The organism is Limnoraphis robusta BA-68 BA1 (genome assembly GCF_034932365.1).
GTDB classification, from domain to species: Bacteria; Cyanobacteriota; Cyanobacteriia; order Cyanobacteriales; family Microcoleaceae; genus Capilliphycus; species Capilliphycus robustus.
The window spans coordinates 36137-59581 of the sequence record NZ_JAYGHR010000066.1; the positions used below are offsets into that span (position 1 = coordinate 36137).

The following is a 23445-nucleotide window of genomic DNA, read 5'->3' on the forward strand; positions in this document are numbered from 1 at the left end:
GACTGGTTTTTGGGTTTCACCCCGATACGTTAACGGGTTTGGCGTTGAGAATTATTTCGAGTTGAAAATCTTACGTCATCAATTCAAATATGGAAAGGGTCGTTTGTAGTGGATATTATGGTAAAGGAAACGGTGGAGATGAAGCCCTTCTCGCCTCGTTGTTACAGATGTTACCTCCATCCGTCGAACCGATTGTGCTTTCGGGAAACCCTACCCAAACTCAAGACCGTTATCAAGTGGCTAGCTATGATCGGATGAATGCTTTGGAAGTGTTCAACGTTTTGCGACGGGCGGATGCGTTCATCTGGGGCGGTGGCAGTTTAATTCAAGATGTTAGCAGTGCAATCAGTCCTTTTTATTATGCCGGATTAATGGGTTTAGCGCAACAAATCGGTTTGAAAACGATAGCTTGGGCGCAAGGAATAGGCCCTTTAAATCGGGGGATGACTCGCCGATTAGCACAACGTTCTTTTTCTAATTGTACCACGATTAGTGTTCGCGATCGCGCTTCGGCGCAGTTATTATCGGACTGGCAAATTCCGTTTATTTTGGCGCCTGATCCTGTTTGGGCGCTCGACTCTAAACCTGTTCCCGGTTTGTGGGATTTACCTGCCCCGCGTGTGGCTTTAACCTTGCGTCCTCATCCACAATTAACCCCTGAACGTTTAAGTGTTTTAACGCAAGCTTTAGTCTCTTTCCAAAAAGCCACTCAAGCGTTTATTTTACTCCTTCCCTTTCAACTGAGTCAAGATTTAGCGATCGCTCAATTACTTCATCGGGCGATTCCTGATCAAAGTCAAATTCTCACCCTTGAAGATCCTCGTCAACTCAAAGGGGTTTTTCGAGGGGTAGAAATGGTGATTGGAATGCGCTTTCATAGTTTAATTATGGCAGCAACAGAAGAATGTCGATGTTTCGCCCTCAGTTATGATCCGAAAGTCACGCAGTTAATGACAGAATTAGACTTTCCCGGATGGGAACTCTCCCAACTGCCAACTGATGCGAATGTAATCAGTAAAAGCTGGCTAGAATGTTATGCAAACGGTGACGCGCTCTCAACTGCTAAAATAGAATTTCTAGTGGAGCGATCGCAAATTCATCAAGAGGTATTGCATTCGGTTTTTCTGTAGCTTAATTTAGGATAATTTTGGAGGTGTAACCCTTGGCAAGAGTGAGAGTTCGTGAACACGTTAACCCCTTAGCGCAAAAATATCAAGTTCCTATTCATCCTCCCGACTGGACGAAAATTTATGCGAATCTTCATCAACCTTTGCATCTGGATCTCGGTTGTGGTCGGGGGCGGTTACTTTGGAATTTAGCTCAAGTTGAACCCAGTTGGAATTATCTCGGTTTAGAAATACGAGAACCGTTAGTTGAGGAAGCTAATCAATGGCGGGATGAACAAGGATTAACGAATTTACAGTATTTATTTTGTAATGCCAATAACTCCTTAAAACCCATCCTAGAAACCTTACCAACGGGAACTTTAAAACGAGTTAGCATTCAATTCCCTGATCCTTGGTTCAAACGACGCCATCAACGCCGCCGCATTGTTCAACCAGAGTTAGTGACAGAAATAGCCGATTATCTGACTATTGGCGGCGAAGTATTTATTCAGTCAGATGTGAAAGAAGTCGTCGAACAAATGTGTGATCTATTTTCATCTCATCCCGGCTTTCAACGTTTAGGAAAAGATTGGCTAGCGGAAAATCCCCTTCCCCTGCCTTCTGAACGAGAACGTTCAACCTTATCTCGCGGCGAACCGGTTTATCGTGTTTTATTTGAACGAAAATAGTATGAAAAAAGTTCTAACGTTCTTGGCTATAATTTTATTAACTCCTTTGAGTTTTTCTGGGGGAATTTATACAGCTGCCTCCGAAGCCGTTAACTTCAATAGTCAAATTGCTCATAATTTTGATTTACTCACCTCAGACGGGTTTGGAGAGTTAAAAATCAGTTTAACCGCAGCCGAAGTTGTGCGAATATTAGGAGAACCCCAAAGCAAAGAAGAACAACAATTTTGGGGGGCGGATGGTTTGTATCATCAAAAATGGAACTATCCCCAACAAGGAATTATTTTAGATATGGCAGGTGAAACCGAACAAGGTTCTACTATGATTAGTTCTATTCGAGTTCAAGCCCCTTCTCAACTGAAAACAAAGCGAGGAATTGGCATTGGTGATTCTTCAGCGAAAGTCAAACAAGCCTACGCCCAAGAAGAAGATGAAGCCGCCCCCATTTCTTCTGATTATTTCGTCGCAGGTTCCGTTTATGGGGGATTGATTTTTGAGTTTAAAAATAATCAAGTGATTGAAATGTTTTTAGGGGCGATGGCGGAATAAAAGTGTATTAGAATATTTTATAAATGAGGAGATTCACCACTTAATCCCCCCTAGCCCACCTAAAAAAGAGGGGAACTTGGTTGCAAAATTCAGGAAAAACAGTATAATCTTTAATCTCTTTGTGTTTCTGTGTCTTGGTGTTTTTTATTCTTGATAATTCGTCTAACCTTGACTATACACCCAGTAGAACATGAGGTATAGTATCTAAGTTCAGTTCTTAAAATCATACCTCAATCATGGCGGAGAGTTCTAAGCAAACTTTAACAATTTCTAACGTTAATCTCGTCCAAAAATACACCCCTTGGCTTTATTCCTTCTGGAAATTTTCCCGCCCTCATACGATTTTTGGAACAACTTTTAGTGTGTGGGGATTGACTTTCGTTGCTTGGAGTGATAAAATTAATGCCACATGGCAAGATGGGGATTTTGTGGCTACTGCCCTAACAGCTATCCTCGTCAGTTGGTTAGCTTGTCTGTGTGGCAATGTTTATATTGTGGGACTCAACCAACTCGAAGATGTAGAAATAGACCGAATTAATAAGCCTCATTTACCCCTCGCATCTGGCGAATATTCCCCGTCTCAAGCCAAAGCCATCATTATCACCACAGGAATACTTGCCCTTATTTTAGCCACGTTACAAGGCAAATTTCTCTTAGCAACGGTGGGAATTAGTCTGGCAATGGGAACTGCCTATTCTTTACCCCCCATTCGCCTCAAACGGTTTCCCTTTTGGGCGGCCTTGTGTATTTTCACAGTACGGGGTGTAATTGTCAATTTAGGGATTTATCTACATCTGAGTTGGGTTTTCTCAGGAAAACTCCCGGAATACATTCCCAGTTTAACCCCTTCTATTTTAGCACTGACGCTGTTTATTTTAGTCTTCACCTTTGCGATCGCGATTTTCAAAGACATTCCTGATCTTGAAGGCGATCGCAAATACAATATTAGCACCTTTACCATCCGGTTAGGAACGGTTTCAGTTTTTAAATTAGCCCGTTGGGTACTCACAGGATGTTATCTGGGAATGATCTTCTCTGCCTTCTTTTTACAAGCTTGGCTAAACCCGATCTTTTTAGTCAGTAGCCATGTTGTTATCTTAGCTTTATTGTGGTGGCGGAGTACAAAGATTAACTTAGAGAAAAAAGAATCAATTGCTGATTTTTATCAATTTATTTGGAAGCTGTTTTTCTTAGAGTATTTGCTGTTTCCTCTGGCTTGTTTGTTGGGATAGTTTCTCAGAAAAAAGAAAAACCACAAAGAAACAAAGTCACGAAGATTTTTCACCTTTGAGTCTTTGTGTCTTTGTGGTAATTGTTCCCATTAATCAAACTTGGGATCACCGTTAGAAGTGTAGAATTTCTCTTGGTTTTCTGCTTGCCAAAATTCAGTAATATCATGGTTTAATTCCTGCAACATTTTTCGCAGTAAAGGCAAACTCAAGCCAATTACATTGGTATGACAGCCTTCTATTTTCTCTATAAACACTCCTCCTTTTCCTTCAATGGCAAAACATCCGGCACAATTTAGGGGTTCACCTGTCGCGACGTAAGCCTCTATTTCTGCATCACTAACTGAGGCGAAATAAACCGTTGTCATCTGAGAATAAACGATGGTTTTTTGTTTTCCAATATCAATTAACGCATGACCTGTAAACAGTCTACCATAGTGCGATCGCATGACTTTCCAACGTTCAATGGCTTCGGTTTTATTTTCAGGTTTCCCGTAGATTTCCCCATCGACTTCTAAAACCGAATCACAGCCTAAAATCAAAGCAGATTTTGAATTTGGGATTGAATCAGATAAGGTTGTTGTCAGTAGATTTGCTACCGCTTCTGCCTTACAACGGGCGAGAGTTTTGACTAATTCAGCCGGATCATTGAACTGAATTTGTGATTCATCAAAACCACTCGGACAAACTCTCGCCGGAATGCCAAGATTTTGTAATAAACGGCGACGGGCAGGGGAAGCAGAGGCTAAAATAAAGGGGATAGAATGTTCAGTTGCCATCTGCCGAAAAATTTTTGATTCTAAATTTTATAAAGAGTTTAGACGTTCACAAGGAACGTCTGATGATTCACAAAACGTCCCCATTAATAGACATTAAAGGATCTTGCAACTTGTTCAAGTTGTTCATGGGTTTTTTCCCAACGTTTTTCAGGGGTTGAAATATTCAACGTAAACAGTTGACCTCGACTGACTGTAACACTTGCAAAATCATGGCGTTTTTGATTGGGAAGTGTCACCGCATATTCTAGCAAATAGTAAGTTTTATCGCCTCTTTGACGAGATTCTGCATTGACTAATTCTGCTTCCCGTCCTGATCCGGGAGGGGCGATCGCATTTTTGCTGAGTTTGTATCCCACATCCGTCGGAGTGCCTATTTGATCAAGGGTTTTGTTATCAGGGATCGGACTAATAACAACGCTGACATTTTCAGTTTGCTCGATCATATCGTGAAAAACGACATCCGGCCCGTCAGAGACATTCACCTGAACCCAACCGTTGGGGTAAAGAAATTCGTAGCCATCCCCCGTATCCACAAAAGAGTTCAACCCCGCCGCACCGATTGAAACACAACCGCCGAGGGTCAGACTCACAATCACAAACAGTATAGCTGTAATTCGTTTGAACATTTGAACAGTTCCCAGTCTTCTCCGTTCCTATTGTCTCACGAAGTCTGCCGAAGGTATAGCAAGAGGCAATCTTAGGGGGCAGGTTAGAGGGAATAGGGAGACTTCCCCCAACTTGATAGGAAGAATTAGGATTTGATAACGTCAGCGTTAACTAAGGATATATCAGGTTTATTTTATCAATTTTACAATTAATAGAACTCTTACCTAAATTTTTGGCAATGCGATCGCCAGAACAACTCGAAGCCATTAATCAACAGTTAGAATAGGAAATTGCCGAACGGAAACGAACTGAAGAAATCTTGCAAAGTATATTATCAGGAACCGCTTCAGCGACGGGAGAAAATTTTTTTCCAGCATTAGCCAAAAATTTAGCAAAAGCGTTGGATGTTCCCTATGTGTTCGTTTGGGAAAAAATTAATGATCCGATCCCTCGGTTGCGTAGCTTGGCGTTTTGGTCAACTGATCGTTTCGTCAACAATTTTGAAGCCGATTGAGAAAATACACCTTACAATACTGTCCTAGAGAGTCAACAGCTTTGTTATTATCCTCAAGATCTGCAACAATATTTCCCGAATAATCCGTTACTCGAACAATTGGATGCTGAAAGCTACATCGGTGCGCCTCTATTTGATGTTGATCAAAACGTGATTGGTAATCTATCGATTGTCGATGTCAAACCCCTACAGACAGATAAGTGAACCCTAGCAATTGTATCAATTTTTGCAGATCGGGCGGCTACTGAACTGCAACGCAAATGGGTAGAGGAAGAAAAACGCCGCGCTTATGAACAGTTATAATTTAGAGTAGAAGAACGTACCGCAGAACTGGTGGCCGCGAATCGGGCGATCCAAAGCGAAATTAAAGAAAGAATTGCTATAGAAGCAACCATGCGATTAATGGTACAACGAGAGAAGACAACGACTCGGATTATTTTAAAAATGCGTCAAACTTTAGATTTAGAAACCATTTTTCATGCAACTACGGCGGAATTGCGAGAGGCAATCGCTTGCGATCGCGTGTTGATTTATCGTTTTAATTGTGATTGGGGTGGTCTGATTGTTTCGGAATCTGTCGCACCGGGTTGGGATCTGCTGTTTCCGCAACTGGCGAATACCCCCGAACTGACTCAAGTGACAGTCGATCAAGCAAATTGTGTTGCGGCTCAATTTAGCAGTTATCATAAACTCATTCAAGATACCTATCTGCAAGAAAATGAAGGCGGAATTCATCGTTTAAAAAATGGGTATTGTTGGGTTCCCGATATTTATCAAGCGGGTTTTGACTCTTGTTATCTAGAATTTTTAGAAAGATTACAAGCCCGATCTTATACGATTACACCGATCTTTTGTGGAAATCAACTCTGGGGATTATTAGGCGTTTATCAAAATAGTAATCCGCGAGCGTGGTTAGAAGAAGAAGTCAGGATTATTTCGCAAATTAGTAATCAGCTCGGCGTGGCGGTACAACAAGCCTCATTGTTTGCTCAAACTAAACGCCAAGCCGAAGAACTTCAACAGTCAAAGGAAGCGGCTGATGCTGCTAATAAAGCCCAAAGTGAGTTTTTAGCGAATATGAGCCATGAACTTCGTACTCCTCTCAATGCCATTCTGGGTTTTACTCAACTGATGCAGCGAGATTTTTCTGGGAATTCTAATCATCAACGATACATTAAAGAAGAAGTTCTAGAAGTTTTCAGGCAATATCTAGGGGTTGAATACTGTTATCAGCCAACTGAAAACGAGATCATAGATTCAACACCAGAGCCATCTGATTACAAGTTAGAGGCTACCGATTTAGCGATGATGTCTTTTGAATGGAACACTCAACTTTACAATGCTGCGGCTCAAGGTAGTGATGTTCTTTGTCTGCAACTCATTGATCAAATTCCTGCTGATCAATCAGCGAAGATTGCAGCATTGACTAAGTTAGTGGAAACCTATCAATTCGACAAAATTCTTGTGTTAACTCAATCCAAAACCCGACTGTGATTGATTTCATTTCGGCAAACGGTTGAAGTTGAATAAAGCTGAATATTCCTTTGAGAAACGGGGACAAGTTACAGTTAAAGCTCGGGGAGAAATGACAACTTATTGGTTAGAAAAAAGTTAAGAAGTTCGGTATTCTCTTAAGATTTTATTATATTCTGAGAGACTTAGCTAAAAGTGTGATAAACCTTTTGTACAGGTTGAGTCTAGACTGCTAGTATTTTCTGCTCGTATCATAGATAACTGCTTGCGAGGGAAAATTCAGCCTAAACTTGAAAAAGATTTGCAATAATGCTTTGCAGTACACCAACACCAAACACGACTGATGAGAGAACTTGACACCCAAAAAACAATCAGCCTGCTCAATGCCATCATGGAATTTGAACTAGCAGGAGTTGTCCGCTACACCCATTATTCGTTGATGGTAACAGGGCCAAATCGTTTGTCCATTGTACAATTTTTCCAAGCGCAAGCTACAGAATCTCTACTTCATGCTCAACAAGCTGGAGAAATTCTTACAGGTTTAGAAGGACATCCGAGCCAAAAAATTGCTCCCATTGAAGAAACATTTCAGCACACCGTCAAAGATATTTTACAGGAAAGCCTCAACCATGAAAAAACAGCGCTCGCACTTTACAAAGACCTACTTCATGTCGTAGAAGATGCCAGCATTTATATCGAAGAATATGCTCGAACTCTGATAGGTCAAGAAGAATTGCATGGCTTAGAAATCAAAAAAATGTTACGGGATTTTGCCTAAATTATTGAGTTTTTGAGATGAAGCGATCGCTGTTTTTTTGACACATTTTCAACAGAAATGGGCGATCGCTTCAATCTAGAGGTAGCGGGTCATGGCACAATAGAAAGGTTGACAGTACGCTGTTTGACAGCATTTCTAAGGATTCAACATGGCATCGATTAACGACAACTACCTCAAACTCAAAGCAGGCTACCTCTTTCCTGAAATCGCCCGACGGGTGAACAGTTTTGCAGAAGCCAATCCTGACGCCAAAATCATTAAACTCGGGATTGGCGACGTGACAGAACCCCTACCGGAAGCCTGTCGCACGGCGATGATCAAAGCGGTTGAAGAAATGGGCGATCGCAACACCTTCAAAGGTTATGGCCCAGAACAGGGTTATGGGTGGTTACGCGAAAAAATCGCCCAGCAGGATTTTCAAGCCAGAGGATGCGATATTGATGCGTCGGAAATCTTCATTTCTGATGGTTCAAAATGCGATACAGGCAACATTCTAGAGATTTTTGGTCATAATAATACCATTGCGGTGACTGACCCTGTATATCCCGTTTATGTCGATACAAATGTCATGGCGGGTAACACAGGTTCGGCGAATGATCGAGGTGAATTTGATGGTTTAGTTTATCTGCCGATCACCGCAGAAAATCACTTTACGGCTGAAATTCCCAGTCAAAAAGTTGATTTAATTTACTTGTGTTTTCCCAATAATCCCACAGGTGCAACGGCCACTAAAGATCATCTCAAAGCTTGGGTTGATTATGCCAAAGCTAATGATGCAATTATTCTGTTTGATGCCGCTTACGAAGCCTTCATCACTGATTCTAATTTACCCCATTCTATCTATGAAATAGAAGGGGCGCGAGATTGTGCAATTGAGTTTCGATCTTTTTCTAAAAATGCAGGATTTACCGGAACTCGTTGTGCCTTAACAGTAGTTACCAAAACGTTAAAAGCGAAAGCATCTGATGGTTCGGATGTTGAACTTTGGAAGTTATGGAACCGTCGTCAGTCTACTAAGTTTAACGGCGTTTCTTATATCGTTCAACGGGGTGCTGAAGCCGTTTATAGCGAAGAAGGACAAGCACAAGTCCGGGCTTTAATTGACTTTTACATGGAAAATGCCACGATTATTTGTGAACAGTTAAAAGCCGCAGGATTATCGGTTTATGGCGGTGTAAATGCGCCCTACGTTTGGGTGAAAACACCTCATGGTTTATCGAGTTGGGATTTCTTTGATAAGCTGCTGCAAACTTGCAATGTTGTCGGAACACCGGGTTCTGGGTTTGGTGCTGCGGGAGAAGGATATTTCCGTATTTCTGCTTTTAATACTCGAGAAAATGTTAACGAAGCCATGAAACTGATTACGGAGAAGTTCAAAGTTTAGTGTTAAAATAGGGTGAGTATTGCTCCCCTGAAAAAACCCGGTTTCTCATAGCGAATCCAAGGCTAAAATATTCAAGTTACGCTCAGAAACCGGGTTGATGTTTTTTACTCCAGAATCAAACCGATGATACAAGCACCGACAAAATCCATAACGTTAGACGAATTTCTACAGTTAGAAGAAACTGAACCAGCCAGCGAGTATATTGATGGGGAGATTATTCAAAAACCAATGCCACAGGGAGAACATAGTACAATTCAAGGTGAATTGATTATCGCTATTAATGCGGCTGTTAAACCGACCAAAATAGCAAGAGCTTTTCCAGAATTACGGTGTACTTTTGGCGAAAAATCAATTGTTCCCGATGTAGCTGTATTTACATGGCAAAGAATCCCACGCAAAGAGAATGGGGGTGTTGCGAATAAGTTTTTATTGGCTCCAGATTGGATTATTGAAATATTATCACCCGATCAAAGTCAAACAAAAGTGACGAAAAAAATCTTAAACTGCTTTAAATTTGACACCCAAATGGGATGGTTAATTGACCCTGAAGAAAAGACAATATTTGTTTATCTTCCCACAGCAGCCCCCGCAGTCTTTGATGAACCCTCTCAACAGCTTCCGGTTCCTGAATTTGCCAGTGAACTGCAACTGACGTTAGGTCAAGTGTTTGATTGGTTGTTAGAATAGAAAATTATTTTCTTAAAAAACCCTGAATTCCGCCTAGTTCAGTCTCTTGTTCTCAATGAGTAACGAGGTGGTCTTCAAAAGTGCAGATCAATGTGAGAAAATAGATAAAGTCGCGATCGCAATTTCAATCAATGTCTTCAAATCCTACTTCTCTTGATTTTCCCTTTAGGCGTTTGCGTGATGTCCGAACTAAGCTGCTACGCCTTCATAAAGCACTGTTAGAGTCTGAAAAAGTCGAGTACGAAAAATTTAATGGCCCGATTCGTTCTCGGGGAGAATTTTTTCAACTGGTTATCGGAGACGGAATGTTTAGTTGGTTGCGTCCCTTTTCTCAGTTAATCGCTCAAATTGATGAAGTCATGGCGGCGAAAGATGAGCCTGTCACTCTACAACAAGTTAACCATTTATTAGAGGAAACCCAAATTTTACTTCGCCCTTCTGAAAATGGAAACGTTCGAGAAAAACGCTATTTTGAAGCCATTCAACGTGACCCAGATATTGCGTTTATGCACGCTGAATTATCTCAATTGCTTTCACAAAAAAGTTAATTCACTTTCTCGAAATTTTTGAAGTTTTTTGCTAATTTTGTTCGATTTTATATCAGCCAACCCAAGTGAACATTTGAGCAGTATATTGAGTTGGCTGTAGGGATTTGGCGATTTGTATTCCCAGAAAAAACTCTATTGAACCCAGACAAGGCTATTGGAAACCAAAACGGGTAATAGCTCCCAAAAACTCATAAAAGGTGATTTGTTGATCACCATTATTGTCAGCTTGCTGTAAAATTGTTTTGAGTTCGTCTGTATCTACGGGGAGATATAACTGTTCAACAATTCTCAAAGCTTCCTGAAATGAAAGTAAACCGTTACCATCTGTATCAAATTCTCGAAATTTTTTAAGAATGTTATAATCTGGCTCTGTCGCCATCAAAAATTCTTCAAACTCAATACAGCCATCTTGATTCGCATCAAGACGTTTAAACTGCTTAGTTAACTTTTCTTTTTCTTGCTCTAGCAGATATTGCAAATATTCCTCTAGCACAATTTGACCATCGTGATTGCTATCAATTTGAGCAAAGGATTGTTTGAGTAGTTCTAATTTCTCAGGAGAAAGTAGCTCTTTTGCCGCCTCTGATACCTCAAATCCTAAACCTTCAGAATTCATTCTTCCTATTTGTTCGACTGATTATTTCCGTACAGGTAAGGAGTTTATCACAAACATTCATCAATTCTCTGGATGAGTCCAATATCATCCCCTCTTGTCGCTTGCTGAGGGGGTTGAGGAGATGGACTGGATTTTGCTCCCCCAAGCTACCCTCAACGCCAAGAACAGCTAAAAGTCTAGCAGAGGTGACAATTGTACTTAGACACTGTAAACGCTGGCGGTGGGGTGACGACTCTCTCGAATGACATCAATCGGCAATTACTCTAAATAGTCTTTGTACAAAGTTTGTAACATCTTTTCAAGTTGAGCTTCAGGACAATATTCAATTAAGGCATCAAAAGCTTCGACTAATTTTGCTGCACTTTCTCCTAATGTTGGACTCATATCCCAAACATCTTGAACCCATTCTGAGGAAGACTCATCATAAAAAATTAAACGTTCAAGTTGTTGTTTTGCTTCTGTTTTTGAGATCGACATAGGCTCTAAGTTTGCGGTTACACTCTGACTTTTCATTGAGATTTAAAAGCTAAACTTATATTATCTCATTCATCGACAAAACACAAGCATTATTTAGAATTTATTCTTCTTCATTCGCTGAGGGTTTTACTGAGTCTTCTCCCCACTTCCTAGAAGGTTCAGCCGCTCGTTTTGTCGGTTGTGATTTCGTTCCATATTTCAGCAGTTCTAACTGTTGAGGTTTCGGTTCAGGTAAAGACGATTTACCTTCTCCTTTTCGCCGTTTTGAGGTTCGTTCTTCGGCTGTATTTTCAGTCACAACTTCATACAATATCGCTTGTTTATTCATCTGACTGCCTTTTCTTAATACTCGCCCTAAGCGTTGAATATATTCTCGTTCGGAAGCGGTTCCTGATAAAATAATAGCAATTCGAGCATCAGGAACATCAACCCCTTCATTTAATACATGAGAAGCCACTAAGGTTTTATATTCCCCTTGACGAAATTTAGATAAAATTTGATGACGTTCTTTAACAGGCGTTTGATGGGTAATAGCCGGAATTAAAAACTCTTGAGAAATGCGATAAACTGTAGCATTATCTCCGGTAAAAATCAAAGTTTTTTCCTGATCATGTTGGGCGAGTAAATGGGTTAATACCCGCAGTTTGCCATCGGTACACAGAGCAATTTCTTTCGCTTGGCGATGGGCTAACATCGCACGTCTTCCCACAGGTGTTCGGGAACTAACTATCACAAAGTTTTTCCATCCTTCCAAACTTGACAAACTAATTTTATTGTCTTTGAGAAAATCATTTCTAGTCTTAATTTTTTCCTGATAGCGTTTCTGTTCTTGTTGGGAAAGCCGTACAAATATTTGAACATTTTTATGTTCAGCCAAAGCAATTCCGGCGAGTTGTTCAGGTGTTTTGTGATAAACAGTCGGCCCTATTAAATCCTGTAAATCGCTATGTTTACCATCCGAACGATCAGGAGTTGCTGTTAAACCTAAGCGATAAGGTGCGATTGAATATTCAGCAATTACCCGATAAAAATCCGTCGGTAAGTGATGACATTCATCAAAAACTAACAAGGCATATTTATTCCCTATCGTCTCAGCATGAATCGTCGCACTATCATAAGTTGCCACTAAAATCGGTGTTTTATCCCGTGAACCTCCCCCCAATAAACCGACATCTAAATCTGGAAATGCTGCCTTTAAATGAGCATACCATTGGTGCATCAAATCCAATGTCGGAACAACAATTAACGTTCGGTTTGATGTCGCTTGCATCGCCATTTGTGCGAGATAAGTTTTTCCCGAAGCCGTCGGTAAAACCACGACCCCTTGACTTTGGGCTTGTCGCCATGCTGTCAATGCTTCTTGTTGATGGGGATAGGGTTCCATCTCAACACTCGGAACAAATTCTAGGGATTGAAATTCATCAGCATGATTAATAAAGTTGACATTCTCAGCTTGTAATGATTTGATTAAAGAACGATAATAAATTGCCGGAATTCTAAACTTTTCGATGCGATCATCCCAAGTGGCAAAGTCAATCCAAGCCTTACCTTTTGGGGGAGGATGTAAAATCAGAGTACCACGATCAAAGGATAGAATGGGAGTGCGAGACATAAATCTTGTTGTTATCGGTTAACGGTGTAAATCTTCTACTAAAACGTCTATTTTAGCGATTCATAACAAATTTAATGATGTCTAACAATCAAAAGCAAATTTTCGGCTGGCTGATGTACGACTGGGCGAATTCTGCCTATATTACCACCGTCGTTGTCGCAGTATTACCCGCCTATTTTGCCTCTGTTATCGTTCCTCAAGGGGGTGTTTCCTTTGGCGGAACCCTCTACAGTGCAACCGCAATTTGGGGATTTCTCATTAGTTTATCAGCTTTTATTGTTTTTTTGATTGCTCCGGTGATGGGGGCGGTTTCAGACTTCTCTGCTTCTAAAAAGAAATTTCTCATGGCGTTTTGCTGGAGTGGGAGTTTAGCCGCCTGTTTATTATTCTTCTGCCAAGCAGGTGATTTAGTTCAGACGATTATTTTATTTTTGATTGCTCAAATTGGTTTTGTCAGCGCTAATATTTTTTATGATGCTTTTCTTCCGAGTATTGCTTCTGAAGATAATATTGACTGGATTTCGGGGAAAGGGTTTGCTTATGGTTATATTGGGGGCGGCTTACAATTTGCCCTCTCACTGGGGTTAATAGCTGGGCATCAAGCATTAGGAATTTCCGCCGAACTTGCAGCAAGATTAGCCATATTAATGGCTGGCTTATGGTGGGGAGGCTTTTCGATTATTACCTTTTTATACCTGAAAGAAGCCCCAACTACTGAGACATTACCCGTAGAATATCGTCAGCTTCCAGTCGGACTTGCTTATTTAAAAGTGGGAATTATTCGCACAGTGATCACCCTGCGAAAATTGCAAGCCTTTAAACATTTACTCTACTTTTTGATTGCCTATATGATTTACAACAACGGCATTCAAACCGTCATCACAATGGCAACCATTTATGGGGCTGAAGAATTAAAATTCTCGACGAATGTTTTGATGATTACATTGCTAGTGATTCAGTTTGTTAGCGTTGTTGGTGCCTTAGCCTTTAGTAAATTAGCCGAGAAAATTTCAGCTAAAAATGCCTTAATGGTTAGCTTATTGGGTTGGGCATTTGTCGTGATCTATGCCTATTTTATGCAAACCCCAACCGAATACTTTATCTTAGGAGGAATTGTGGGATTAGTTCAGGGGGGATCTCAATCCCTCAGTCGTTCTTTTTATGGTTCTATTATTCCGGTTCATGCTGCGGCTGAATTTTATGGATTTTACTCAGTTTTTAACAAAGGATCAGCAATTATTGGGCCGTTAGCGTTTGCTTTAATTCGTCAATTCACCGGAACAGCTAGAGCTTCTATTCTCTCCTTAATTATTTTCTTTATCCTGGGTTTAGTCATTCTTGCTTATGTTGACGTCGAACAAGCGAAAGCCGCCAAAGCAACGAGTCCTTTAAATTAAGGTTTGTTTGAAAAGAAGTGTGACAATTGCTTGTGATTTTGAAATTTTAGGTTAGGATTTAAACTGAACTCCTCTCATCTTTTGTTTCCCAGTTCTAATTACCAAATTTTCTGCTGTGAAACCCGATCAACTTGACCTCAAAATGGCGAGTCAATTTGCCCAGTTAGCTCTGGGATGTGTCTTGCGAGAATATCCACACGTTCAGTTATACTGGCTGGAAAGTCACGAAGATTTCATCCCACCTCGTCAGTTAACGCCTGCTTTTTATGGCTGTTTAGATTGGCATTCAGCCGTTCACAATCACTGGATGCTGGTTCGTTTAATTCGTTGGTTTCCAGATGCTCCATTTACTGACATCGCCCGAGAAGCGATCGCCCAAAACATCACCTTTGAAAATATTAGCGCCGAAGTTGCCCATTTGCAATCTCAACCTCGGTTTGAATGTCCCTACGGTTTAGCATGGCTATTACAACTCACGGCTGAACTCAGAGAATGGGAAGATATTCAAGGTCAAAAATGGCTCGAAATTCTTCAACCCTTAGAAGAAATGGCTGTCCAAAATCTGCAAAAATGGATGCAAAATTTATCCTATGCTAACCGCACAGGTAGCCATTCTCAAACCGCATTTGCTTTCGGTTTTATTTGGGATTGGGCAAAGAATCATCATCCCAGTTTAACTCCAGAAATCGAACAAAAAATCCATCAATTTTATCTCAATGATTGCAACCATCCCCTGCATTTAGAACCTTGGGGCTATGATTTTCTTTCACCCACATTAGCCGAAGCTGATTTAATGCGACGCCTTCTTTCTCCTAATAGCTTTGCCAGTTGGCTCAGTCAGTTTTTGCCTAAACTTCCCCTTGAAAAACAAATAGATTGGTTACAGCCTGTTTCTGTAGAAAATCCAGAAGATTATGCTCAGTCTCATTTTGATGGTTTAAACTTGAGTCGGGCTTGGATGTTAGAAGGTATCATTTCGGGATTACCCCCTGATGATTCGCGGATTTCTGCCCTACAAGCTGTCGCCCAAGTCCATCAACAAACGGGTTTAAATTTAGTCTCTGCAATTGACTATAGCGGCAGTCATTGGCTGGGAAGTTTTGCTGTTTACCTGATGACAAAACGAGGATTAACCCGGTAAAATTCTTGATTTTTAAAAAGGATTATAAAAGTCAATATTGTTCGGAAAATTTTGATTGTATAACTTTTATTTCAGAATTTAATTTTATGACTGAGTTAAGACAAAATCTGATCACGAGGGATTGGGTCATTATTGCAACGGAACGGGCAAAACGTCCCCATGAATTTGCTCAACATGACATCTCAACCGTTAAAATTCCCGCCTATCGATCTGATTGTCCCTTTTGTCTGGGTAACGAACATCTAACCGGAACTCCTGAATCTCTACGACTTTGTGAAGGAATCGGAAGTGATTGGAAAGTGCGAGTTGTGGGGAATAAATATCCCGCTTTATCGCAAACGGGAGAACGAATTAGAAATATTGATGGCATTTTTCGCTCTTTATCTGGCGTGGGATTTCACGAAGTTGTCATTGAACATTCTCGCCATGATTTAACCACCGCTTTAATGACTATTGAAGACATTTCCAGTATTCTACGAGTTTACCGCAAAAGATACTCAGATTTACGTCAAGATACTCGAATTGAAACGATTGTAATTTTTAAAAATCATGGGAAAGGTGCAGGTACATCTCTCGAACATCCCCACTCTCAAATTGCCGCTTTACCCATTGTTCCTTATCAATGGCGCGATCGCACTCAAGAAGCCATTCGCTATTATGATGATACGGGAGAATGTATTTTTTGTCATACCTTAAAAGAGGAACTGAACGCCGAAGAACGCATCATTTTCGAGAGTAAACATTTTGTCGCTTTTATTCCCTACGCCGCTCTTTCTCCCTTTCATATTTGGATTTTTCCGCGTCGTCATTCTTCCTCTTTTGATGAGATTACCAATGGAGAAATAACCGATTTAGCTAAAACCCTCAAAATTGTTTTAGCTAAACTTTATTATGGCTTACAAAATCCTGATTATAACTATACCATTCGCTCAATTCCCACTTCTGATAAATATGCTGACTATTTTCATTGGTATATGGCTGTGGTGCCGCGAATTTCTCTTTCTGCTGGTTTTGAATTAGGTAGTGGAATGTATATTAATACCGCTTTACCCGAAGAAAGTGCAGAATTTTTACGAGCCGTTGATATTCCTGATGATGACAATTCCGGTGATGATTTCAAGAATGATAACTTGATTTATCTGCGACGCTAACTGAACATTTTTTTCGGATGGGTGACAACCGATAACTGAACTGAAATCACAAACTTATTGCTGTCACCCACCCTACAAATCAGTTACTTAACAAGCAGCAGTTGATTCCGGTAATTGAACCTTTGTTCCGCCTAAACCACAATATCCATTGGGATTTTTTGCCAAATATTGCTGATGATAACTTTCAGCAAAATAAAACTCAGGCGCATTGATAATCTCAGTGGTAATTTGTCCGTATCCCGCCTTAGAAAGCTCCTGCTGATAGGCATCCCGTGAGGCTTCAGCTAAGTCTCGTTGTGAGTCAGAATAGAGATAAATTCCAGATCGATACTGAGTTCCCGCATCATTACCTTGACGCATTCCTTGAGTCGGATCATGACTTTCCCAGAATACTTTGAGCAACTGTTCATAACTGATCACTTTCGGATCATAAACCACAAAAACGACTTCATTATGACCTGTTAAACCTGTACAAACCTCTTGGTAAGTCGGGTTTGGGGTATATCCTGCCGCATAACCAACCGCCGTGATATAAACGCCGTTTTGCTGCCAAAATTTGCGTTCAGCGCCCCAGAAGCAGCCCATCCCAAACATTGCCATTTCCATGTTTTCGGGATAGGGAGGCTGGAGGGAGTTACCATTGACAAAATGATGCTCCGGTACTGGCATCGGTTGCGAACGTCCCGGTAGAGCATCTTCCGCCTTCGGCATCGCCGCCTTTTTATTGAATCCAAATAGTCCCATAAGTTTTAACTCAGTGTTTGAATGAGATCTTAACCTTACTTAACATTTTAAAGAAAAAGGCCTCAATGATCATCCGTCAACGCCAAAATCAGCAAAATCCATCCCCTCTGGCAATCAAGCCGTTCACGTTTTTGTCCCTGTTAAGAAAACGAGATTGTTTGAGAAAATATCAATCAGAGGGGCATTCCACTAAACTCAAACAAAGATATGTCTGAATTTTCAGCAAATATTCTGCTCATTGATGATCAGCTTGATAACCTGCGAGTGCTATCTGCTTTACTCTCTCAGAGAGGATATCAAGTCAGAAAGGCACGTAGCGGGTATATGGCATTAGAAACCGTTAAAGTCAATTTACCCGATTTGATTCTTCTCGATATTAAAATGCCCGATATGAGCGGTTATGAGGTTTGTCAGCACCTAAAAACCGCCCTAGAAACCCGAGAAATTCCCGTCATTTTCCTCAGTGCGCTAGAAAGCACATTTGATAAAGTCAAAGGTTTTCAAGTGGGAGGATGTGACTATATTACCAAACCTTTTGAAATGGATGAGGTACTCGTGCGAGTGGAAAATCAACTGACAATTCAGCGACAAAAAAAACTTTTACTCGAGCAAAATAAACAGCTTCAACAAGAGATTCGCGATCGTCAACGAGCCGAAGCAGAAATTCGATTATTATTAAAAATGACTCAAGCGATCAGTGAAGCCTGGGATTTTGAAACAGCTTTAGAAGTGACGCTGTGTGAAGTTTGTCAAGCGATAGATTGGGATTACGGAGAAGCCTGGATTCCCAATGATCAAGTGTTGGTTCACAAAGCGAGTCAAATTCAGTGTAGTGTAGACCCCTTGCTTCAACAATTTTACCATTCTAGTGTGAAGTTAACGTTCGCTCCTAATCAGGGATTAGTGGGGCGAGTTTGGTCATCTCAAAAGTTAGAATGGATTGAGGATATTTCCTTAGAATCTCCGCCAAACTTTGTTCGTTCTCAACTGGCTCGTCAGGCTGGATTAAAAACAGCTTTGGCGGTGCCGATGATTTTTGGCGATCGCGTTTTAGCCCTGTTAGTTTTCTTTAAAAAAGTGGCAATGTCACCCGATGCTCATCTGGTCGAATTGGTGAGTGGAGTGGCAACACAACTGGGAGCTTTAATGCCCCATAAAAAAGCAGAAGAAGCACTAAGATCAGCCTATGTTGAATTAGAACGTTTGGCTAAAATTGATAGTCTCACTGAAGTTGCTAATCGTCGCTATTTTGATGAATATTTAGAACGAGAATGGAAACGACTCGCTCGTGAAGCACAACCTTTATCTCTAATTTTATGTGATGTCGATTGTTTCAAACTCTATAACGATTTCTATGGACATCCAGCAGGCGATCGCTGTTTAAAAGAAATTGCTCAAGCGATTTCTCGATCAGCAAGGCGTCCGGCGGATTTAGTCGCACGTTATGGGGGCGAAGAATTTGTGATTATTTTACCCAATACTACACTCACAGGCGCTTTAAAAGTTGCTAACTCAATTCGCCAAGAAGTTGAACAACTGAAAATCCTTCACGAAAGGTCTATTGTACAACCTTTTGTTACCGTCAGTTTAGGGGTTTCGAGTACCATTCCTCATCCAGAACTTTCTAGGGTGACTCTGATTCGAGTTGCTGATGAAGCTCTTTATAAAGCTAAAAATCAAGGTCGAAATTGTGCAGTTTGTACTGTCTTATAAACTTAATACTATCAAAAATACTGAAGCTTTAAAAAGTCAAGCACTAATCAAAACATTAGTATCTATGACAAATCTATATCTTGTTCTTCTAACGTGAGTGCGAGTTGATAAATTTGGCGACGGGGAAGGGAGGTGTTTTCAGCGAGTTGACGGCTGGCTTGCGATCGCGTTAAACCTTGACGGAGTAATGCCTCTAATTCGGCTTTAATTGCCGTTTCTGACAGTTCCGGCGTTTTTTCAATTTTACCTGCCACAACGAGGGTAAATTCGCCCTTGGGTTCAATATTTTCATAATATTCAACCGCTTCTCCGACCGTTCCTCGCCAAAATTCTTCATGGAGTTTGGTTAACTCTCTGCCTAACACAATTTCGCGATCGCGTCCTAATGTTTCTGCTAAATCTTGTAACGTTTGCCGCAACCGATGAGGCGATTCATATAAAATCATCGTGTGAGACTGCGATCGCAATTCTTCCAAACGTTGCTGTCTAAGTTTGGTTTTTGTCGGTAAAAATCCCTCAAATACAAACCGATCTGTGGCTAACCCAGAAACACTCAACGCCGTTAAACAAGCACTCACCCCCGGAATCGGAATGACTGCAATTCCTGCTTCTATACAGGCTTTTACCAGTTCGTATCCGGGATCAGAAATCCCCGGTATTCCCGCATCCGTAACAATGGCGATCGCTTTTCCCTGACGCAACTTTTCTAATACTTCTGGAATCCGACGATGTTGATTGTGTTCATAGTAGCTAATTTGTGGTGTTTGAATTTGAAAATGTTGTAAAAGTTTACCTGTGTGTCGGGTATCTTCGGCGGCTATTAAATCTACCGTTTGTAAGATTTGAACCGCTCGAAATGTCAGATCACCGAGATTCCCAATCGGTGTCCCAACTACATAAAGCGTTCCCGGTTTTACTTCCATTCGTTTCCCATTAGCAAAGAACAAACCCCTATTTTAAATCAATGAAAATAAGTAACAAATAAACCGCTAAATTCCTGCAAAAGTGCTAAACACTGAGATAGGGAAAATATTTTTGGGTGTTGATATGACTCACAACGGACTGTTTGTTGGATTAGTAACGCTAGACTTCCTCTATGGGGTGAGTGAATATCCCGCTAAAAACCAAAAAGTTGTCGCTTCTGATTATACCGTAGCGGCAGGCGGGCCGGCAACGAATGGGGCGGTTACGTTTAGTTACCTGAAAAACAAAGCTAAACTCTTCGGAGTTGTGGGTACTCATCCCATCACTGAACTAATCCGCGCCGACTTAAGCCAACACCATGTTATTTTAACAGATTTAGACCCAACTCGCAGCTCACCGCCCCCGGTTTCTTCTATTCTTGTCACTCCGAAAACAGGTGATCGCACAGTCGTTTCTATTAACGCCGTGAAGTCACAAGCCACTCTAGAAAGTATACCCCAAAATTGTTTAGATGGGGTTGATATTGTGTTAATTGATGGCCATCAAATGACGGTGAGTGAACAGATTGCTAAACTCGCCCGACAAAAGGAAATCACAGTTGTAATGGATGGAGGAAGTTGGAAACCGGGACTTGAAAAGGTTTTACCCTATGTCGATTATGCCATTTGTTCGGCGAATTTTTATCCTCCTGATTGTCAAAAATCTGCTGATGTTTTTGCTTATCTTAATGAAATTGATATTCCGTTTGTTGCCCGGACTCAGGGTGATCAACCCATTCAATACTGTACCCCAAACCGTCAAGGAGAAATTGAAATTCCACCGATTAACGCTGTGGATACCTTGGGAGCGGGGGATGTGTTTCACGGGGCGTTTTGTCATTTTATCCTAGAAAGTTCCTTTGTCAATGCGTTAACGGCATCTGCTGAAATTGCCGCTTGTTCTTGTCAATCTTTTGGAACTCGTCAGTGGATGCAATGATTGGACTCGTTGTTTTAATTTTTTTGAAGACTTGTGGACTCAGGTAGCGGTGAGTATAATCTAAACAGAGTTGATCTCTACAGTAACTTACAATCAATTGATCAATCCTGAAAGAGATGATAAGTTATTGTACTTTAAAGGAAGTGAATCAATAAAGTTGATCGGTTTTAAACTTATAATTTTTCAGCCAAAATGACAGATTCTAAACCCCTGCGAATTACGCTCCCTCCCTTGCAGATTACATTGGAAGATGAACAACAAGTGAGCCTCCAATGGTTAGCACAACAATTGAATTTACCGCCTCAACCTCAACCTCAAGTTTCTGATTCTTGGAAAACTTGGGTCGCAATTAATAAGTTACTCAATCAACCGGATGATGTTTTGGTTCAGCGCATGGTTGAACAGGGGGTTGATGTCAAGTTAGCCCTAGAAGAAGTGACTCAAGCCCCGAATCATCCTTATTATAAAGCGGGAAATCAATTTGTTCAACAGTTGCGAAAATTGGAGTCTATTCTCCAAATTCAGCAGCAACTTTCGGCGCTTTCCAGTCAAGCTGAAACCATTGAACGTCGGGTTAATCTTTCTAGAAGTGAATTTTTAGAAGGGTTTTATTCTCAAAATAAACCTGTTGTATTAACAGGGATAATGAACAATTGGAAAGCCTTAAATCAGTGGAATCCCCAGTATCTCAAACAACATTATGGCACGGCGACGGTAGAAGTTCAGGCGAACCGCAATAGTGATCCCGAATATGAACTCAATGTTGAAAAACACCGCCAAAAAGTCTTACTCAAAGATTATGTTGATTGGGTGGTTGAAAAAGGAGAAAGCAACGATTGTTATATGGTTGCCAATAACGGGAATTTAGACCGAGAAGACATGAAAGGATTAATGAATGATCTCGAAGTTTTCCCGGAATATCTCAACCCAGAAGATACATCACGGCGAGTCTTTTTCTGGTTTGGTTCAGCCGGAACAATTACGCCGTTACATCACGATCCGATTAATTTAATGTTAGCTCAAGTGTTGGGTCGTAAACGGATTTTATTGATTCCGCCTCGTCAAACTCCATTTATATACAATCATCTGGGCGTTTTCAGCCAAGTTGATCCGGAAAACCCCGACTTGAAGAAATATCCTCTCTATAACAATATTAAACCGATTGAACTGATTTTACAACCGGGAGAAGTCATTTTTATTCCCGTCGGTTGGTGGCATCATGTGAGAGCATTAGATGTGAGTATTTCCGTATCATTCACTAATTTTGTTTTTCCGAATTATTACAACTGGCAAAATCCTACTTTTGGTCGAAGCTAATCAAAATACCAGAACAATTGTGATCCAGATCGCCTAAAATCTAAGAACAAATCAATGTCGGAGGGGGGTTCAAATCACAGATGCTCCCCTCCTATTTTAGTCAGTATTTATATAGGTATCTTATTGTCAATTGCGACTTGAATTGTATCTAGAGGATTATGATCGAAATGTTTTTACCATCTTCTCACAGAAATAACACCTACGAGCCAACCTCAAAACCCGAAGATATTCCTGACCCCTACGACTGGATACAGGAACATCGTTCTCTCGCTCATATCGCCCACACTCTCAGTCTTTTGAATGGCATTCAAGAAGGCGAAGATTTCTACTATACGCCTGAAGGTGAGTTAGTGATCGGTTTAAAAGCCAGAGATCTTTTAAAAGCAAACTGCGATGATCAAGATTGGCAATATGTGCGAAATTACCTATCCATCCAAAAGATTTAAGCAATGAAATTAAGCTTGACTGCCGCTTTCTCCTTTGATCACAGCCGCACCAATTAAGTGAGCCAAACGCAGAGCTTCTGGAACCTTACCACAATCAGTCAAACGATCCAAAGCCATCGCGATCGCCCAGGGTTCTTCACCGCACACCTGAAAAAAAAGGGAGGATAGGCATGAATTTCACCTGCACGACTTAAAATTTGCAGTCGTTTTTCACGATCGCTTAAACGTCCTAACGCCTGTTCGATTTTGTTTAAATTCGGTGGACGGCGCATCACCGCCACACAAGGTCTTTCTAATCGACTCGCCAACTCCGGTAAATCGACCAAATTAAACCCTCCAAAGCCAATCCCATCGATTAAAACGAGATGCAACTGGGGTAAGAACTTACCCCCCATCAGTAAGTCACAAAGGGTATCTGTCGCATCCCAGCCATCCGATTGCACAGTTCCCCAAACCATACCCTCAAAGCGAGTTCCACTACAAACCACCCCTGCAATAGAGACTTGTTGGCCACTGTGACGCTCAAAGGGAGCATCATCAAAACCAATTACCCGAATGACCGAAAAAAAGCGGGATGCAAGCCCCGTCG

At 41.0% G+C, this 23445-nt stretch carries 25 protein-coding genes and 1 pseudogene; 18 read left to right on the forward strand and 8 right to left on the reverse strand.

What is annotated here, in order from left to right:
* The first annotated feature begins 89 nt into the window (after window positions 1-89).
* From csaB to VB836_RS17340, 4 genes are all read left to right on the forward strand, one after another.
* A complete protein-coding gene (gene csaB / locus VB836_RS17325) occupies window positions 90-1130 on the forward strand; it encodes a polysaccharide pyruvyl transferase CsaB (protein WP_323221025.1) in 1041 nt (346 codons plus the stop codon).
* Window positions 1131-1162: 32 nt separating this feature from the next.
* Entirely contained in the window at window positions 1163-1795 is a 633-nt protein-coding gene (gene trmB, locus VB836_RS17330) for a tRNA (guanosine(46)-N7)-methyltransferase TrmB (RefSeq protein ID WP_323221027.1), read from the forward strand.
* 1 nt (window position 1796) lies between these two features.
* The gene (locus VB836_RS17335; protein WP_323221029.1) at window positions 1797-2342 is read left to right on the forward strand and encodes a hypothetical protein; all 546 of its coding nucleotides are present in this window, start codon (window positions 1797-1799) and stop codon (window positions 2340-2342) included.
* Between the two features lie 236 nt (window positions 2343-2578).
* Entirely contained in the window at window positions 2579-3574 is a 996-nt protein-coding gene (locus VB836_RS17340) for a homogentisate phytyltransferase (RefSeq protein ID WP_323221031.1), read from the forward strand.
* Window positions 3575-3663: 89 nt separating this feature from the next.
* On the opposite strand, the gene VB836_RS17345 is transcribed toward VB836_RS17340, so the two are convergent.
* Window positions 3664-4350: a nucleoside triphosphate pyrophosphatase gene (locus tag VB836_RS17345; RefSeq protein ID WP_046281966.1), complete on the reverse strand. Its 687-nt coding sequence runs from the start codon at window positions 4348-4350 to the stop codon at window positions 3664-3666.
* Between the two features lie 83 nt (window positions 4351-4433).
* A complete protein-coding gene (gene psbP, locus VB836_RS17350; protein ID WP_046281967.1) occupies window positions 4434-4976 on the reverse strand; it encodes a photosystem II reaction center PsbP in 543 nt (180 codons plus the stop codon).
* 299 nt (window positions 4977-5275) lie between these two features.
* Here psbP and VB836_RS17355 point away from each other — a divergent pair, with 299 nt between their 5' ends.
* From VB836_RS17355 to VB836_RS17380, 7 genes are all read left to right on the forward strand, one after another.
* On the forward strand, window positions 5276-5470 hold the full coding sequence (locus VB836_RS17355; protein WP_323221034.1) for a hypothetical protein: 195 nt from the start codon (window positions 5276-5278) through the stop codon (window positions 5468-5470).
* A 333-nt stretch (window positions 5471-5803) separates the two neighbouring features.
* Complete coding sequence (locus VB836_RS17360; protein ID WP_323221036.1) at window positions 5804-6964, forward strand: sensor histidine kinase; 1161 nt, start codon at window positions 5804-5806, stop codon at window positions 6962-6964.
* A 28-nt stretch (window positions 6965-6992) separates the two neighbouring features.
* The gene (locus tag VB836_RS30380; protein WP_407659691.1) at window positions 6993-7085 is read left to right on the forward strand and encodes a hypothetical protein; all 93 of its coding nucleotides are present in this window, start codon (window positions 6993-6995) and stop codon (window positions 7083-7085) included.
* A gap of 201 nt (window positions 7086-7286) precedes the next feature.
* Window positions 7287-7721, forward strand: coding sequence for a ferritin-like domain-containing protein (locus tag VB836_RS17365; protein WP_046281968.1), 435 nt, complete (start codon window positions 7287-7289; stop codon window positions 7719-7721).
* Between the two features lie 148 nt (window positions 7722-7869).
* Window positions 7870-9105 (forward strand): LL-diaminopimelate aminotransferase, encoded by a 1236-nt coding sequence (locus tag VB836_RS17370; RefSeq protein ID WP_323221038.1) that lies wholly within the window; start codon window positions 7870-7872, stop codon window positions 9103-9105.
* Window positions 9106-9228: 123 nt separating this feature from the next.
* Window positions 9229-9792 (forward strand): Uma2 family endonuclease, encoded by a 564-nt coding sequence (locus tag VB836_RS17375; protein WP_323221040.1) that lies wholly within the window; start codon window positions 9229-9231, stop codon window positions 9790-9792.
* Between the two features lie 131 nt (window positions 9793-9923).
* The gene (locus VB836_RS17380) at window positions 9924-10340 is read left to right on the forward strand and encodes a hypothetical protein (RefSeq protein ID WP_046281971.1); all 417 of its coding nucleotides are present in this window, start codon (window positions 9924-9926) and stop codon (window positions 10338-10340) included.
* Window positions 10341-10491: 151 nt separating this feature from the next.
* On the opposite strand, the gene VB836_RS17385 is transcribed toward VB836_RS17380, so the two are convergent.
* The 3 genes from VB836_RS17385 to VB836_RS17395 all read right to left on the reverse strand — a co-directional run bounded on the left by VB836_RS17385 (window position 10492) and on the right by VB836_RS17395 (window position 13045).
* Window positions 10492-10956 carry an EF-hand domain-containing protein gene (locus VB836_RS17385; RefSeq protein WP_046281972.1) on the reverse strand — a complete coding sequence of 155 codons (465 nt, stop codon included), beginning with the start codon at window positions 10954-10956 and terminating at the stop codon, window positions 10492-10494.
* A gap of 258 nt (window positions 10957-11214) precedes the next feature.
* Window positions 11215-11433 (reverse strand): hypothetical protein, encoded by a 219-nt coding sequence (locus tag VB836_RS17390; RefSeq protein WP_323221043.1) that lies wholly within the window; start codon window positions 11431-11433, stop codon window positions 11215-11217.
* Window positions 11434-11533: 100 nt separating this feature from the next.
* Window positions 11534-13045, reverse strand: a complete 1512-nt coding sequence (locus VB836_RS17395; RefSeq protein ID WP_323221045.1) for a DEAD/DEAH box helicase — start codon at window positions 13043-13045, stop codon at window positions 11534-11536.
* A 74-nt stretch (window positions 13046-13119) separates the two neighbouring features.
* Between VB836_RS17395 and VB836_RS17400 the strand changes: the two genes are divergently transcribed.
* The 3 genes from VB836_RS17400 (at window position 13120) to galT (ending at window position 16734) form a co-directional block, all read left to right on the forward strand.
* The gene (locus VB836_RS17400) at window positions 13120-14442 is read left to right on the forward strand and encodes an MFS transporter (RefSeq protein WP_323221047.1); all 1323 of its coding nucleotides are present in this window, start codon (window positions 13120-13122) and stop codon (window positions 14440-14442) included.
* 115 nt (window positions 14443-14557) lie between these two features.
* Window positions 14558-15583 (forward strand): DUF2891 domain-containing protein, encoded by a 1026-nt coding sequence (locus tag VB836_RS17405; protein ID WP_323221049.1) that lies wholly within the window; start codon window positions 14558-14560, stop codon window positions 15581-15583.
* A gap of 86 nt (window positions 15584-15669) precedes the next feature.
* Window positions 15670-16734 carry a galactose-1-phosphate uridylyltransferase gene (gene galT, locus VB836_RS17410; protein WP_046281977.1) on the forward strand — a complete coding sequence of 355 codons (1065 nt, stop codon included), beginning with the start codon at window positions 15670-15672 and terminating at the stop codon, window positions 16732-16734.
* A gap of 87 nt (window positions 16735-16821) precedes the next feature.
* Here the strand turns inward: galT and msrA are convergent, their stop codons facing one another.
* Window positions 16822-17478, reverse strand: a complete 657-nt coding sequence (gene msrA, locus VB836_RS17415; RefSeq protein ID WP_323221051.1) for a peptide-methionine (S)-S-oxide reductase MsrA — start codon at window positions 17476-17478, stop codon at window positions 16822-16824.
* 207 nt (window positions 17479-17685) lie between these two features.
* Between msrA and VB836_RS17420 the strand changes: the two genes are divergently transcribed.
* On the forward strand, window positions 17686-19191 hold the full coding sequence (locus tag VB836_RS17420; RefSeq protein ID WP_323221053.1) for a diguanylate cyclase domain-containing protein: 1506 nt from the start codon (window positions 17686-17688) through the stop codon (window positions 19189-19191).
* Window positions 19192-19253: 62 nt separating this feature from the next.
* Here VB836_RS17420 and rsmI read toward each other — a convergent pair whose 3' ends face one another.
* Window positions 19254-20114, reverse strand: a complete 861-nt coding sequence (gene rsmI, locus VB836_RS17425; protein WP_323221055.1) for a 16S rRNA (cytidine(1402)-2'-O)-methyltransferase — start codon at window positions 20112-20114, stop codon at window positions 19254-19256.
* Between the two features lie 124 nt (window positions 20115-20238).
* On the opposite strand from rsmI, the gene VB836_RS17430 reads away from it, so the two are divergent.
* The 3 genes from VB836_RS17430 (at window position 20239) to VB836_RS17440 (ending at window position 22856) form a co-directional block, all read left to right on the forward strand.
* Complete coding sequence (locus tag VB836_RS17430) at window positions 20239-21093, forward strand: sugar kinase (RefSeq protein WP_323221056.1); 855 nt, start codon at window positions 20239-20241, stop codon at window positions 21091-21093.
* Window positions 21094-21285: 192 nt separating this feature from the next.
* Window positions 21286-22410: a cupin-like domain-containing protein gene (locus VB836_RS17435; protein WP_323221058.1), complete on the forward strand. Its 1125-nt coding sequence runs from the start codon at window positions 21286-21288 to the stop codon at window positions 22408-22410.
* Between the two features lie 167 nt (window positions 22411-22577).
* Window positions 22578-22856: a hypothetical protein gene (locus tag VB836_RS17440; RefSeq protein WP_152964754.1), complete on the forward strand. Its 279-nt coding sequence runs from the start codon at window positions 22578-22580 to the stop codon at window positions 22854-22856.
* A 9-nt stretch (window positions 22857-22865) separates the two neighbouring features.
* Here the strand turns inward: VB836_RS17440 and VB836_RS17445 are convergent.
* Window positions 22866-23413 (reverse strand): annotated as a pseudogene (locus VB836_RS17445) (endonuclease dU).
* Between the last annotated feature and the right edge of the window lie 32 nt (window positions 23414-23445).

Excerpts from the sequence above, each read along its gene's own strand:
- csaB (WP_323221025.1), top strand. The coding sequence starts at position 90 with ATGGAAAGGGTCGTTTGTAGTGGATATTATGGTAAAGGAAACGGTGGA.
- VB836_RS17335 (WP_323221029.1), top strand. The coding sequence starts at position 1,797 with ATGAAAAAAGTTCTAACGTTCTTGGCTATAATTTTATTAACTCCTTTG.
- VB836_RS17340 (WP_323221031.1), top strand. The coding sequence starts at position 2,579 with ATGGCGGAGAGTTCTAAGCAAACTTTAACAATTTCTAACGTTAATCTC.
- VB836_RS17345 (WP_046281966.1), bottom strand. The coding sequence starts at position 4,350 with ATGGCAACTGAACATTCTATCCCCTTTATTTTAGCCTCTGCTTCCCCT.
- psbP (WP_046281967.1), bottom strand. The coding sequence starts at position 4,976 with ATGTTCAAACGAATTACAGCTATACTGTTTGTGATTGTGAGTCTGACC.
- VB836_RS17365 (WP_046281968.1), top strand. The coding sequence starts at position 7,287 with ATGAGAGAACTTGACACCCAAAAAACAATCAGCCTGCTCAATGCCATC.
- VB836_RS17370 (WP_323221038.1), top strand. The coding sequence starts at position 7,870 with ATGGCATCGATTAACGACAACTACCTCAAACTCAAAGCAGGCTACCTC.
- VB836_RS17375 (WP_323221040.1), top strand. The coding sequence starts at position 9,229 with ATGATACAAGCACCGACAAAATCCATAACGTTAGACGAATTTCTACAG.
- VB836_RS17380 (WP_046281971.1), top strand. The coding sequence starts at position 9,924 with ATGTCTTCAAATCCTACTTCTCTTGATTTTCCCTTTAGGCGTTTGCGT.
- VB836_RS17385 (WP_046281972.1), bottom strand. The coding sequence starts at position 10,956 with ATGAATTCTGAAGGTTTAGGATTTGAGGTATCAGAGGCGGCAAAAGAG.
- VB836_RS17390 (WP_323221043.1), bottom strand. The coding sequence starts at position 11,433 with ATGTCGATCTCAAAAACAGAAGCAAAACAACAACTTGAACGTTTAATT.
- VB836_RS17395 (WP_323221045.1), bottom strand. The coding sequence starts at position 13,045 with ATGTCTCGCACTCCCATTCTATCCTTTGATCGTGGTACTCTGATTTTA.
- VB836_RS17400 (WP_323221047.1), top strand. The coding sequence starts at position 13,120 with ATGATGTCTAACAATCAAAAGCAAATTTTCGGCTGGCTGATGTACGAC.
- galT (WP_046281977.1), top strand. The coding sequence starts at position 15,670 with ATGACTGAGTTAAGACAAAATCTGATCACGAGGGATTGGGTCATTATT.
- msrA (WP_323221051.1), bottom strand. The coding sequence starts at position 17,478 with ATGGGACTATTTGGATTCAATAAAAAGGCGGCGATGCCGAAGGCGGAA.
- VB836_RS17420 (WP_323221053.1), top strand. The coding sequence starts at position 17,686 with ATGTCTGAATTTTCAGCAAATATTCTGCTCATTGATGATCAGCTTGAT.
- rsmI (WP_323221055.1), bottom strand. The coding sequence starts at position 20,114 with ATGGAAGTAAAACCGGGAACGCTTTATGTAGTTGGGACACCGATTGGG.
- VB836_RS17430 (WP_323221056.1), top strand. The coding sequence starts at position 20,239 with ATGACTCACAACGGACTGTTTGTTGGATTAGTAACGCTAGACTTCCTC.
- VB836_RS17435 (WP_323221058.1), top strand. The coding sequence starts at position 21,286 with ATGACAGATTCTAAACCCCTGCGAATTACGCTCCCTCCCTTGCAGATT.
- VB836_RS17440 (WP_152964754.1), top strand. The coding sequence starts at position 22,578 with ATGTTTTTACCATCTTCTCACAGAAATAACACCTACGAGCCAACCTCA.